Source organism: Pseudomonas sp. GW822-FHT03F04 (assembly GCF_058801405.1).
In genome coordinates this window covers 715,737-727,946 of record NZ_JBXANF010000001.1, presented here as the reverse complement: position 1 = coordinate 727,946, position 12,210 = coordinate 715,737, and the positions used below count along the sequence as shown (strand labels likewise).

12 protein-coding genes are annotated in these 12,210 nt (G+C 61.6%); 5 read left to right on the top strand and 7 right to left on the bottom strand.

All coding sequences use genetic code 11. The features are described 5' to 3' along the window. Window positions 1–3: 3 nt before the first annotated feature. On the bottom strand, window positions 4–1,350 hold the full coding sequence (gene algB / locus AC1RMX_RS03420; RefSeq protein ID WP_096822414.1) for a sigma-54-dependent response regulator transcription factor AlgB: 1,347 nt from the start codon (window positions 1,348–1,350) through the stop codon (window positions 4–6). Window positions 1,351–1,777: 427 nt separating this feature from the next. On the opposite strand from algB, the gene AC1RMX_RS03415 reads away from it, so the two are divergent. The 5 genes from AC1RMX_RS03415 (at window position 1,778) to AC1RMX_RS03395 (ending at window position 6,122) form a co-directional block, all read left to right on the top strand. After that, entirely contained in the window at window positions 1,778–2,062 is a 285-nt protein-coding gene (locus AC1RMX_RS03415) for a hypothetical protein (protein ID WP_493070425.1), read from the top strand. Window positions 2,063–2,129: 67 nt separating this feature from the next. Next, window positions 2,130–2,294: a DUF1328 domain-containing protein gene (locus tag AC1RMX_RS03410; protein ID WP_003177151.1), complete on the top strand. Its 165-nt coding sequence runs from the start codon at window positions 2,130–2,132 to the stop codon at window positions 2,292–2,294. A gap of 2 nt (window positions 2,295–2,296) precedes the next feature. After that, window positions 2,297–2,761, top strand: coding sequence for an inhibitor of vertebrate lysozyme family protein (locus AC1RMX_RS03405; protein ID WP_096822412.1), 465 nt, complete (start codon window positions 2,297–2,299; stop codon window positions 2,759–2,761). 697 nt (window positions 2,762–3,458) lie between these two features. Continuing rightward, complete coding sequence (gene gltP / locus AC1RMX_RS03400; protein ID WP_011331769.1) at window positions 3,459–4,790, top strand: glutamate/aspartate:proton symporter GltP; 1,332 nt, start codon at window positions 3,459–3,461, stop codon at window positions 4,788–4,790. A gap of 102 nt (window positions 4,791–4,892) precedes the next feature. After that, window positions 4,893–6,122: a nucleoside recognition domain-containing protein gene (locus tag AC1RMX_RS03395; RefSeq protein ID WP_192559401.1), complete on the top strand. Its 1,230-nt coding sequence runs from the start codon at window positions 4,893–4,895 to the stop codon at window positions 6,120–6,122. A gap of 3 nt (window positions 6,123–6,125) precedes the next feature. On the opposite strand, the gene AC1RMX_RS03390 is transcribed toward AC1RMX_RS03395, so the two are convergent. The 6 genes from AC1RMX_RS03390 to AC1RMX_RS03365 form a co-directional block, all read right to left on the bottom strand. Then, entirely contained in the window at window positions 6,126–6,755 is a 630-nt protein-coding gene (locus tag AC1RMX_RS03390; protein ID WP_493070423.1) for an ABC-type transport auxiliary lipoprotein family protein, read from the bottom strand. Continuing rightward, window positions 6,752–7,690 carry an MlaD family protein gene (locus AC1RMX_RS03385; RefSeq protein ID WP_192559399.1) on the bottom strand — a complete coding sequence of 313 codons (939 nt, stop codon included), beginning with the start codon at window positions 7,688–7,690 and terminating at the stop codon, window positions 6,752–6,754. Before AC1RMX_RS03385 ends, AC1RMX_RS03390 begins: the two co-directional genes overlap by 4 nt. A gap of 1 nt (window position 7,691) precedes the next feature. Further along, entirely contained in the window at window positions 7,692–8,477 is a 786-nt protein-coding gene (locus AC1RMX_RS03380; protein ID WP_176504900.1) for an ABC transporter ATP-binding protein, read from the bottom strand. A gap of 14 nt (window positions 8,478–8,491) precedes the next feature. Further along, entirely contained in the window at window positions 8,492–9,640 is a 1,149-nt protein-coding gene (locus AC1RMX_RS03375) for an ABC transporter permease (RefSeq protein WP_096822408.1), read from the bottom strand. Between the two features lie 55 nt (window positions 9,641–9,695). Continuing rightward, on the bottom strand, window positions 9,696–10,724 hold the full coding sequence (locus AC1RMX_RS03370) for a DUF5924 family protein (RefSeq protein WP_096822407.1): 1,029 nt from the start codon (window positions 10,722–10,724) through the stop codon (window positions 9,696–9,698). Between the two features lie 95 nt (window positions 10,725–10,819). Then, window positions 10,820–12,208: a M16 family metallopeptidase gene (locus AC1RMX_RS03365; RefSeq protein ID WP_493070421.1), complete on the bottom strand. Its 1,389-nt coding sequence runs from the start codon at window positions 12,206–12,208 to the stop codon at window positions 10,820–10,822. Window positions 12,209–12,210: the final 2 nt, after the last annotated feature.

Here is a 12,210-nt window from a genome sequence, read left to right as displayed (position 1 = left end):
CGCTCACAAGTTGTACTGCTTGCGCTTGCGATAAAGGGTCGAGGCGTCGATCCCCAGGGTCTTGGCCGCCTGGTCGAGAGTACCGGCGGTCGCCAGCACTGCGCCGATATGAGCCTTCTCCAACTCGTCGAGGCTCAGGGCCGCGCCGACCCGGGGCGCATTGTTGGCCGGTTGCTCGGCCATGCCGAGGTGGCTGATTTCCACGCGCTCCTGCGGGCAGATGATGCTCGCCCGCTCGACCACGTTGCGCAGCTCGCGAATGTTGCCGGGCCAGCGGTAACCCAGCAGCGCTTCCCGCGCCTCGTCACTGAAACCCCGGGCCGGCCGCGCGTATTCCTTCACGAAGCGAGCAAGGAATCGGTCAGCCAGAGTCAGAATGTCTTCAGCGCGTTCGCGCAGCGGCGGCAGATGCAGGGTGATGACGTTCAGACGATAGAGCAGGTCTTCGCGGAAGCGTCCGTCGCGCACCATGTCTTCAAGATTGAGGTTGGTGGCCGCAAGGATGCGCACGTCGGCGCGACGCGTGACGGGATCCCCTACCCGCTCGTATTCCTTGTCCTGGATGAAACGCAGCAACTTTGGCTGCAAGGTCAGTGGAAAATCGCCGATCTCGTCGAGAAACAGCGTACCGCCATCTGCCTGATTCACCCGACCCAAGGTGCTTTCGCTGGCCCCGGTGAACGCGCCGCGACTGTGACCGAACAGCTCGCTTTCCATCAGTTCGGCGGTCAGCGACGGGCAATTGATGGTGACGCAGGATTTCTTCTCGCGCTTGCTCCAGCCGTGGATCGCCCGGGCCAGTTCACCTTTACCGGTGCCGGACTCGCCAAGGATCAGGATATTGGCGTCGGTACTCGCCACTTGCCGCGCGGTTTCCAGTACGACTTTCATCGCCGGGCTGTGGGAATCGAGACCGTCCCTGGGTTTGCGGATCTCGCCTTCGAGGGCTTCCAGACGCGCCGAGAGCTGGCGCACTTCGAGCTGCTTGGCAGTGGCCAGACGTAACTGGTCAGGGCTGCACGGCTTGACCAGATAGTCGGCGGCGCCCGCCTGAATCGCGTCCACCGCCGTATCGACGGCCGAATGAGCGGTGACGATCACCACCCGCATCCACGGCGCCTGAATGCGCATCTGCGCCAGCACGTCGAGGCCGTTGTCTTCGCCCAGACGCAGATCGAGAAAGCACAGATCGAACACTTGACGCTGCAACAGCGCGTCAGCCTGGGCCGCGCTGTTGGCGGTGGCGACGGTATAACCTTCGTCTTCGAGGCAATAACGGAAGGTTCGCAGGATGGCGGATTCATCATCCACCAGCAGAATGCGGCCTTGGTGCTCAGTGGCTGATTCCATTTTTCCTACGCTCCATAAGTGAATGTCTTGGTTTAGTCCCGGAAAAATCGGGCAAGTTGCATGGTTGATTCTGATCGATTCCAGTCATAGCAGGGTAGCTCTCTCCTGCCCTCACAGCTAATCCACTGAATTTGTTGAGTTTTTAAACAATCAGCGGTTTTCAGGCATTTGCCTGCGTCCTTTTCTGACATCCGCACCCTGCTCTCAATTCAAAAAGAATGATTTCTCCTACGAAACAATCGTGCATTACGCACGACCGTGGCGGAGCCATCGTGCAGGATGCGTCGTCAGGATTTTTCTACGCATCTTTAACTATCTGATTTTATTAGTTTTTTTTAAACAAAAAAGCTGGCATGCAGGCTGCAATACCTCTCTCAGCCCGGGCAGATATGCACTGCCCCAACCGAATAAGAGTGAGGAACCCAGGATGACTCGCCAACGTGCCGCCCAAATGCGTATCTCGCCCCTGCATCTACAGCAGGGCCTGTTTGGCGCACTTGCGCTGCTGATCACTCTGATCGCTTGCCAGCAATACCTGCGCTGGGAACAGAGTCAGCAACCTGAACCCCTGATTTCGATGCAGCACGCGACACAAACGCACTTCAGCGCCGTCAGCAGCAGCCAGGCCGATAGCGGCGCGATGCGCATGATGGATGTCGACCAGCCACAACCCCTGGGCGACATGCCACGCGAAGAACGCTGGGTTTTCTGATCAACGAATCTGGGCGCCCCCGCGCCGAGACCGGCAACACCCCTAAATAGAAACAAGGAGAATCACCATGTTGAGCTGGGCAATCACATTCCTGATCATTGCCATCATCGCTGCAGTACTGGGCTTCGGTGGTATCGCGGGCACCGCCACGGGTATCGCCAAGATTCTCTTTGTCGTGTTCCTGGTGATGTTCATCGCCTCGTTCTTCTTTGGCCGTCGCGGCCGAGGTTGACCATGAGTGCTTTAAAGACACTGGCAGCCGCCCTGCTCCTGGGCGGTAGTGCCATGGCGATGGCGGCCAATGATGGCCAGGCACGGGTCAACGAGTTGTTGAGTTCCGACCCGCACTACAGGGAAACCTGGGAAGGCGTGGTGAAGAAGGAAGAACGCCTGCCGGAGTGGGTGATGAACCTTTCCGGTACGCCGGACCAACAGATGAATGCCGTCACTGAAGACGGCGACAAGTACCTGGTCGGGCCGCTCTGCGAATCGCAGGACAAGTGCCTCAACCATCGCTTGATCGTCGCGTTCAGCTTCGACAAGAAACACGCTTACGCCATGCTGGTCGATGTGCCCGAAGGACTGCCGGCCGACAAGTCGCCAACGCGACATGCGACCTACCGCTTCCTCGGCAAACCCGATCAGGGCATGCAGGATCTGTTGATGGAAACGCTGAAAAAAGATCCGAACTGGTATTGAACATGAGGGCAGCAACGCGCTGCCTTCCATTGCGCCCGCCCGAGGAAGGCCGGCGCATGACCAGGGGGCCGGGACGTTCTGACTGTTGCAGGGTCGGAGTGACCTACGGGTACAGGGAGTGCCTGCGATGAGGGCCGGGTCAGGGTAAAAGCTGCGACGCAAGTTCGCCAACCCGGGGTGGTTCGACGGACTTGCGCTGAGCTTTCAAAGTGACAAAACATTGATCCAGAGCGTTCTGCTCATCTTTTTATCGCTCACACTGCGCGCGAAAAGCGTTTCGCGGTGTTTCGTCGCGACCGTATATCGAGAAAGAGTCGATTGAGCCAGTCGGACTTTTAGTTTCCAAACGTAGGCTTTTTCCTAAATTTTTCGTCGAAATCACTCGTTCAAAAAATAACCAACCTACGCTGTAATGGCCGGTTCACGGCACTTATGCCTGCTGAAATGTCGTATTCGAACCGGTTGGGACGCCAGTTTCATTTAAAAAAGCTCATGCCGATTCGGCATAGGGTAGGCGTTTACGGCATTAGACGGCGCAACCTTGCATCGGAATAGTTGCGCCTTTTTTCGCCTGCCGGAGAGCCGTAAACACGCGGCCCGGGGCACCTTATACGGAGGCAGATGCACAAACTTTTCCGCTAAAGAGCGTTCCAGTTCCTGCATGTGCCTGAGTCAAACGCAAGTAAGGGTAAAGATAATGAAGAAGGCAAAGCTTAGCCTCGCCTGGCAGATCCTCATCGGTCTGGTATTGGGGATTGCAATCGGTGCGTTGCTCAACCATTTCAGTGCCGAGAAGGCCTGGTGGATCAGCAACGTCCTGCAACCGGCAGGCGATATCTTTATCCGTCTGATCAAGATGATCGTGATCCCGATCGTCATCTCTTCCCTGATCGTCGGCATCGCCGGCGTGGGTGACGCCAAGAAGCTCGGGCGCATCGGCCTGAAGACCATCATCTACTTCGAAATCGTCACCACCATCGCCATCGTCGTCGGTCTGCTGCTGGCCAACCTGTTCCATCCGGGTGCCGGCATCGACATGAGCACCCTGGGCACTGTGGATATCTCCAAGTACCAGGCGACCGCCGCCGAAGTACAGCATGAACACGCGTTCATCGAGACCATCCTCAACCTGATCCCGTCGAACATCTTCGCGGCCATGGCCCGCGGCGAAATGCTGCCGATCATCTTCTTCTCCGTGCTGTTCGGTCTCGGTCTGTCGAGCCTGCAGTCGGACCTGCGCGAGCCGCTGGTGAAGATGTTCCAGGGCGTCTCGGAAAGCATGTTCAAAGTCACCCACATGATCATGAACTACGCGCCAATTGGTGTGTTCGCTCTGATCGCGGTGACCGTGGCCAACTTCGGTTTTGCTTCGCTGCTGCCGCTGGCCAAACTGGTGATCCTGGTTTATGTCGCCATCGCCTTCTTCGCCTTCGTGATTCTGGGCCTGATCGCCAAGATGTTCGGTTTCTCGGTGATCAAGCTGATGCGCATCTTCAAGGATGAGCTGGTCCTGGCTTACTCCACCGCTTCCTCGGAAACCGTGCTGCCACGCGTGATCGAGAAGATGGAAGCCTACGGCGCACCGAAAGCCATCTGCAGCTTCGTGGTGCCGACCGGTTACTCGTTCAACCTCGACGGTTCGACCCTGTACCAGTCCATCGCGGCGATCTTCATCGCTCAGCTGTACGGCATCGACCTGTCGATCAGCCAGCAACTGCTGCTGGTCCTGACCCTGATGGTTACCTCCAAAGGCATCGCCGGCGTACCGGGCGTGTCCTTCGTGGTACTGCTGGCCACTCTGGGCAGCGTGGGTATTCCGCTGGAAGGCCTGGCGTTCATCGCCGGTGTCGACCGTGTGATGGACATGGCGCGTACCGCCCTGAACGTGATCGGCAACGCCCTCGCGGTACTGGTTATTGCCCGTTGGGAAGGCATGTACGACGACGCGAAAGGCCAGCGCTACTGGAACTCGCTGCCGCACTGGCGCAGCAAGGAAAAACTGCCGGCCGGTGACGTTTCCAAGAACTGATCCCCGCCCGCAAGGCACCCTGACAAACCCCGGAGAAATCCGGGGTTTGTCGTTTCTGGCGACCCCGCTATCATTCGCCGCATCTTCCGGGGGATTTGACTGATGCTTAATGGCCTGTGGCTTGGCTTCTTCATCGTGGCTGCCGTTTCGGCGCTGGGGCAATGGCTGATCGGCGGCAACGCCGGGATCTTCGCGGCGATGGTGGAAAGCATTTTTGCCATGGCCAAACTATCGGTCGAAGTCATGGTGCTGCTGTTCGGCACGCTGACCCTGTGGCTGGGCTTCCTGCGCATCGCCGAGAAGGCCGGGATCGTCGAGTGGCTGGCCAAAGCCCTGGGCCCGCTGTTCCTGCGGCTGATGCCCGAAGTGCCGGCCGGCCACCCGGCCATCGGCCTGATCACCCTGAACTTTGCCGCCAACGGTCTGGGCCTGGACAACGCCGCCACGCCGATCGGCCTCAAGGCCATGAAGGCGCTGCAGGAGCTCAATCCCAGCTCGACCATCGCCAGCAACGCGCAGATCCTGTTCCTGGTGCTCAACGCTTCGTCCCTGACCCTGCTGCCGGTGACGATCTTCATGTACCGCGCCCAGCAAGGCGCGCCGGACCCGACGCTGGTGTTCCTGCCGATCCTGCTGGCCACCAGTTGCTCGACCATCGTCGGTTTCCTGTCGGTGGCGTTCATGCAGCGCCTGCGGGTCTGGGACCCGGTGGTGCTGGCTTACCTGATTCCCGGCGCGCTGATCCTCGGCGGCTTCATGGCGCTGCTGGCGACGATGTCGGCCACGGCACTGGCGGGGCTGTCGTCGATCCTCGGCAACTTGACGCTGTTCGGTCTGATCATGCTGTTCCTGGTGATCGGCGCATTGCGCAAGGTGAAGGTTTACGAAGCGTTCGTCGAAGGTGCGAAGGAAGGTTTCGACGTCGCGAAGAACCTGCTGCCGTATCTGGTGGCGATGCTTTGTGCGATCGGCGTGTTACGCGCGTCAGGCGCTCTGGACTTCGGCCTCGACGGCATTCGTCATCTGGTGCAGTGGGCAGGGTGGGACACGCGCTTCGTCGATGCGTTGCCGACCGCGATGGTCAAACCGTTCTCCGGCAGCGCCGCCCGGGCGATGCTGATCGAAACGATGAAGACCTCGGGCGTCGACAGCTTCCCGGCGCTGGTGGCCGCGACAATCCAGGGCAGCACCGAGACCACCTTCTACGTGCTGGCGGTGTACTTCGGCGCGGTGGGCATTCAGCGCGCCCGGCATGCCGTCGGTTGCGCGCTGCTGGCCGAGCTGGCGGGCGTGCTCGGCGCTATCGGCGTCTGCTACTGGTTCTTCGGCTGATACTCAAGGCCGGGCGGTCGGCACGACCTTCTGGCCTTGTTCCACCGCCCACGCCACCACCTTCGCCGTCAGCCGATCACTGGCCTGACCGAATCCGGCCACCACCGCCGGGACTTTCACATCATTCAGCGGCTGGCGCTCTTCGAAGCGGCGGCTGGCGAGGATGCGCTGGTCATAACCGCGCACCAGCAACGCATCCACCCGCACCACGACGCTGGCCTGCGTGCCCTGATACTCGGTCTGAAACGCCTGCAGGCTGCCGCCCAGCTCCAGATCCGCCTGGAAGTTGCTGTCATCGGTACTCAACAGCGACACCCGGCCGTCACGCTGGAAACCATCGAGCAGCCGATTGCGCACCAGCACCGGTGCCGGATCGCTCCAGCGCGAGGCCTTGTAGCTGCTGATCACGTCCCCCTGGGGAATCACTGCGATGCTCGGCCGATTGAGCGCTTCGCTGGCCTGCAATTTGTTCAGACGCAGCGACCAGTGCTGAGTCGCCGCCGAACTGGCCGAGGCGGGCGCCTGTGCGGCCGGCAAACGGTAGACGTCCAGCGGTTCGGACTTGGGCAGGATCGAGCACGCGCTGATCAGCGAAAGGCTGGCGATGAGGAGGGCGAGACGAGTCAGCTTCATGGCGTGAACTCCTTGTTCTTGTCACTGCCCAGCAGGTAACCGCTGGGGTTGGCCTCCAGACGTTGGGAAATGGCCCGCAGCGAGGACAGGGTTTCACGCAGTTCGCGCACTGCAGGCGCCAGGCCGTTGAGGCCCTGCATGCCGCTGTCGAGGGAGTTCTGATTCTTGCTCAGCAAGCCGTTGATGGTGGCGCTGCTCTGTTCCAGCGACTTCATCGCCTGCTCGGCGCTGCCCAGAGCCTGTTTGCCCTGATCGTTGAGCAGGCCGTTGGCGTTGCGCATCAGCAGCGAGGTCTGCTCGAGCATGCTGCCGGCCTGCTTGCCGACGGTTGCCAGTTGCTGCATCGCCTGGCGCAGATCGCCGCGCTGATCGTTGATCGAACCGGTGGTCTGTTCCAGGTGCTCAAGGGTTTTGCTCACACGCTCGATGTTGTCGGCGGAGAACATCTGATTGGCGTTGCTCAGCAGCGTACTGACCCCGCTCATCAGATCGTTGCTGTCATTGAGCAGCCGCGAGATGGGCGAGGGCGAGGCGACGATGGTCGGCAGGTTGCCGTCCTTGCCGCGCAGTTTCGGGCTCTCTGGCGTGCCGCCGCTGAGCTGGATGATCGACGTGCCGGTGATCCCGGCCAGCGCCAGTTTGGCGAGGGTGTCTTCCTTGACCGGCGTGTCGCCACCGAGGCGAATCCGCGCCAGCACCCGGCGCGGGTCCTGCGGATCGAGCCGCAGACTGACCACATCGCCGACCTTGATCCCGCTGTACTGCACCGGGCTGCCCCGGGACAGGCCGCTGACCGCCTCGTTGAAGACGATTTCGTAATCCTTGAACTCGGTGTCGACGCTGGACTTGGCCAGCCACAGACCGAAGAGCAGGGCACCGGCCACCACAATCACCGTGAACAGGCCGATCAACACATGATGGGCTCGGGTTTCCATGTCAGACCTCGTTGAGCAGTTTGGCGGCGTCCAGCGCCGAGCGGCCGCGAGGGCCGTGGAAATATTCGTGAATCCACGCGTCGTCGGTTTCCGAGACCACGTCGATGGGTCCGGCCACCAGCACTTTCTTCTGCGCCAGCACCGCCACCCGGTCGGTGATGGTGTAGAGCGTGTCGAGGTCGTGGGTCACCAGAAACACGCTCAAGCCCAGCGCATCGCGCAGGGTCAGGATCAATTGATCGAACTGCGCCGCGCCAATCGGATCGAGACCGGCGGTGGGTTCGTCGAGAAACAGGATGTCCGGGTCCAGCGCCAGCGCCCGGGCCAGCGCCGCCCGCTTGATCATGCCGCCGGACAGCGACGATGGGTATTTGTCCGCCGCCGACAGCGGCAACCCGGCCAGCGCCAGTTTCACCGCCGCCAGATGCTCGGCGTCTTCGCGGCTCAGGCCGGCATGTTCGATCAGGGGCAGGGCGACGTTCTCGGTGACCGTCAGCGAGGAGAACAGCGCGCCTTTCTGGAACAGCACGCCAAAACGCCGCTCGATCAGCGAACGCTCATGTTCCGACAGGCTCGGCAGGTTCTGGCCGAACACCTTGACCATGCCTTCGCTGGGCCGGCGCAAGCCGACGATGCTGCGCAGCAGCACCGACTTGCCGCTGCCGGAACCGCCAACCACGGCCAGGATCTCGCCTTTGTACAAGTCCAGGTCAAGGTTCTCGTGCACGCTCTGGCTGCCGAAGCGATTGCACAGGCCACGGACTTCGATCACCGCCTCGGACGGCATGCGGGGTAAACGACTCACCAGCCCATCTCCATGAAGAACAGCGCGGCGACCGCATCGAGCACGATCACCACAAAGATCGATTGCACCACGCTGGAGGTGGTGTGGGCGCCGACCGATTCGGCGCTGCCGCTGACCTTGAAGCCTTCCAGACAACCGATGGCGGCAATCAGGAACGCGAAGATCGGAGCTTTGACCAGGCCAACCAGGAAATGTTGAATCCCTATGTCGCTTTGCAGCAGCGACAGGAACATCGCCGGCGAGATATCCAGCGACACCGCACAGACCACGGCGCCACCGATGATCCCGCAGATCATCGCCAGAAAGGTCAGCATCGGCAGCGCCACCAGTAAGGCCAGCACGCGCGGCACTACCAGCAGCTCCATGGGGTCGAGGCCGAGGGTGCGAATGGCGTCGATCTCCTCGTTGGCCTTCATCGAGCCGATCTGTGCGGTAAAGGCACTGGCGGTGCGGCCGGCCATCAGGATCGCCGTAAGCAACACGCCGAATTCGCGCAGGAAGGCGAAACCCACCAGATCCACGGTAAACACGCTGGCGCCGAAACTGGCCAGCACCGTCGCCCCGAGAAACGCCACCACCGCGCCGACCAGAAAGGTCAGCAGCGCCACGATAGGCGCAGCGTCGAGGCCAGTCTGTTCGATGTGCGCGATCATCGGCGTGATCCGCCAGCGCTTGGGCCGGAACAGGCTGCGGGCGATGGTTTCGAGGATCAGGCCGACGAAGCCGAGCAATTGCAGGGTGTCTTGCCAGACCGTATCGACAGCCCGGCCGATGCGCGTCAGCAATTGCACGCTGACGCTGATTTCCGGCTCCTTGATCGGCACGCAGAAGTCGGTCAGCGAGCGATACACGGTTTGCAGCAACGCGCGGTCGGCAGTGGAAATCGTGCAATCGGGGTGTTCGGCGGATTTGCCCAGCCGCTCGGAGCCGAGCAGCTCCACCAGCAGCGAGGCGCCGGCGGTGTCGAGGGCACCGAGGCCGTTGAGGTCGATGGGAGTGCTGGCGTCGTACTGACCGCGGAGCGTTTCGCTCAGGTGCTTGAGCTCGGCGTAATGAGCAAGCGTCCAGTCCCCGGTGACCCGCAGGCGGGCAGGGGTGATCGAGGTGTCCAGTCGGGCATTACCGGTCATCGAGCTGCTGGTCATAAGCTCCGTGCTTGTTCGGCTAAATTCGCGAACCTACGTAATAGCACGAACCGGATTACTTTTCTTTGGTCGGTGTGCTGTCCGTGACTTCGAAACGCAGAACGCCGATCACCTGGCCGTCTTCGGTCAGCACCCGCACCTGCCAGTCACCGACCGGGTTGCCAGGGAAAACCTGCTTGTGGGTCCACGCCCGGTAGCCTTCCTTGCGCCCGCCGTGGATGTCGAGGGCGATCCGGTCGACCTCTTTGCCGTTGAACTGCCAGACGTGGTAAATCCGCTCATCAAGCCCGCGCGGTGCGTTGATCGCGGTGTAGGCGTAGAGCCCACCGCCACGGATCTGCTCGGCGCTGACTTGTTCGAGGCTGGCGCCGGGGGTGCGATCCTGCAACTGGGTGCTGATCGCCACGTCAGTCATCCACAGTGTCGCTGGCGGCACCCACGAACGCAGGACCCAGCCTACGCCGCCGATACCGATGGTGATGCTGAGGATCGCCAGCGCATTGCGTACGGTGCGGATCGGAAAGATCGACGCCAGACTCGGAAACGACAGCACCACGGCAGTCCCCAGCGCCCATTTGAAGCTCTGCGACGTGGTCAGGTGCATGATCACCGGCAAGGCGGTGAGCAGGGCGGCGAACAGGGTCAGGGTGTGCAGCGCGAGGAACGCCCAGCGCCGCGGCGCCAGCCATTTGTAGTAGAGCGGATCGACGATCGAGATCAGCGCGGCGATGCACAGCAGGCCGGTGAACACCAGTTGGCCGCTGTTCCAGGTGGTGGTGATGAAGAAGAACGGCAGGACGAAAAACAGGCTTTCCTGGTGGATCATCTGCGTCGCGTAACGCAGCAGCGGCTGAGGGATTTCCCGTTTGAAGACCCGCGTGAACAGCTCGGTCAGGCTGTTTTCCAGCATCAGCCAGATCCAGCTCAGCAGCATGATCGTGGTGATCCAGCTCGCCAGCCCCTGTTGCCGGTCGACCAGAATGAAACTGCCGACCCCGGAGATGAAACCACCGAGCGCAATGACCCCGGGATAGCGCTTCATCAGTTCGAGGATGCGCTGGATCAGGAGGGTCAATTTGAGCATTTGGGCGGTTCACGACAGTCGAGGAAAAAAACCTCGACAGAGTACCGCCCGCCGGGCCCCGTGGCGAGGCTGCCGATCAGTAAAAACCCACGGGATCACGGCTTGGCCGGGGGACGACGATGCAGTCGCCAGCCGAACAGAATCAGCAGCAGTACACCCAGCCCGCCCGCAATCAGCCACAGCACCTCGTCATCACTGAGCAAGGGCTTCTCGATCCGCAGGTATCCCGGCTGCAGCAGCAATTCGCGCATGGCCTTGTTCGCCGCTTCCAGCGTCACGCCTTGCAGTTCCAGGGCAGGGTCGGCGAAACGGCCGTCCTCGTAGTCGCCCAGGGCGCTCCAGTAATAGTCGGCCATGGCGCTGTTGCCCTGCACGGCCCAGGCCTGATGGGCGATAGCCGCCTGTTTGAGGCGATTGAAGGTGTCGGCGTCGAGGCCGTTTTTCAGCAGGTCGGCCTTGAGATCTTCCAGCACCTGCTCGGCTTCGGCGATATCACCGCGATCCAGATCGGCGTTCAGGCTCATGAAACCAACGCCTCCGAACACCTCGCGCTCGGCCCACGGGCCGTAGGACAGACCATGGTTCAGGCGCAACTGGCGGTAGAGCGCCCACTCCAGGTACTCCTTGAGCAGGTCGAATGTCTGGTCGTACTGATCGTCCAGCACCGGCTCCGGCACCAGCCAGTGCAGCTTGGCGCTGTTGCCGATGAAGCCGCGAGTGATCGTACGCTCATGGGCGGCGCTGGCGCGGATGTCCGGCAAGGGTCGGTGTTCGCTCGGGTCGACCGCTTCCAGCGCGCCCCACGCCCGCTCCAGATAGGCCGGCAGCAACTTGTCGAGATCACCGACGACGATCAGGGTCATGTTGTTCGGCGCGTACCAGGCCTTGCGCACCTTCTCCAGTTGCGCGCGGGTCAGGCCATCGACCTCGGCCCGTTGCGGACATTTCAGGCCCAGCTCGACCGCCAGTTGATTGCTCGCGGTGTGGCCCAGGTCCTGCCGGTCGAGAAAGCGTTGCAGGCGGGTGTAATGCCCGCCGTCCTCGCGCTCGACCACCCGTTTGGCGGCGTTGATCGCGTTGTCGTCGAAGCGGGTCTGGGTCAGCAGATCCAGCAGCAGATCGAGGACCTTGCGCTGGTTTTTCGCCGGGGCTTCGATCACGAACGTGGTGTCGGCGTTGCTGGTGAAGGCGTTCCAGTCGCCGCCGAGGGCCTGCATGCGCTCTTCGAGGCCACCTTCGCCAGTGGCGTCGATGCCGCTGAACAACAGGTGTTCGAGCAGGTGCGGCAGTTCTTTCTCATTGCAGTCGAAATCGTCGAGACCGACGCCCACCACCAGCCTGATCGCCACATGCCCGCGTTCAGTGCCGGGCTTGAGCAGCAATTGCAGGCCGTTGGGCAGGGCATAGCCTTCGACCTGAAAGCGATCCAGGGCGAGGGCGGGCAGGGAACTGAGCAACAGACAAGCGAACAACAGGCAACGCATAA

Bases quoted from the DNA above. Each gene is read 5' to 3' on its own strand.
- algB (WP_096822414.1), bottom strand. From the start codon at position 1,350: ATGGAATCAGCCACTGAGCACCAAGGCCGCATTCTGCTGGTGGATGAT.
- AC1RMX_RS03415 (WP_493070425.1), top strand. From the start codon at position 1,778: ATGACTCGCCAACGTGCCGCCCAAATGCGTATCTCGCCCCTGCATCTA.
- AC1RMX_RS03410 (WP_003177151.1), top strand. From the start codon at position 2,130: ATGTTGAGCTGGGCAATCACATTCCTGATCATTGCCATCATCGCTGCA.
- AC1RMX_RS03405 (WP_096822412.1), top strand. From the start codon at position 2,297: ATGAGTGCTTTAAAGACACTGGCAGCCGCCCTGCTCCTGGGCGGTAGT.
- gltP (WP_011331769.1), top strand. From the start codon at position 3,459: ATGAAGAAGGCAAAGCTTAGCCTCGCCTGGCAGATCCTCATCGGTCTG.
- AC1RMX_RS03395 (WP_192559401.1), top strand. From the start codon at position 4,893: ATGCTTAATGGCCTGTGGCTTGGCTTCTTCATCGTGGCTGCCGTTTCG.
- AC1RMX_RS03390 (WP_493070423.1), bottom strand. From the start codon at position 6,755: ATGAAGCTGACTCGTCTCGCCCTCCTCATCGCCAGCCTTTCGCTGATC.
- AC1RMX_RS03385 (WP_192559399.1), bottom strand. From the start codon at position 7,690: ATGGAAACCCGAGCCCATCATGTGTTGATCGGCCTGTTCACGGTGATT.
- AC1RMX_RS03380 (WP_176504900.1), bottom strand. From the start codon at position 8,477: ATGCCGTCCGAGGCGGTGATCGAAGTCCGTGGCCTGTGCAATCGCTTC.
- AC1RMX_RS03375 (WP_096822408.1), bottom strand. From the start codon at position 9,640: ATGACCAGCAGCTCGATGACCGGTAATGCCCGACTGGACACCTCGATC.
- AC1RMX_RS03370 (WP_096822407.1), bottom strand. From the start codon at position 10,724: ATGCTCAAATTGACCCTCCTGATCCAGCGCATCCTCGAACTGATGAAG.
- AC1RMX_RS03365 (WP_493070421.1), bottom strand. From the start codon at position 12,208: ATGCGTTGCCTGTTGTTCGCTTGTCTGTTGCTCAGTTCCCTGCCCGCC.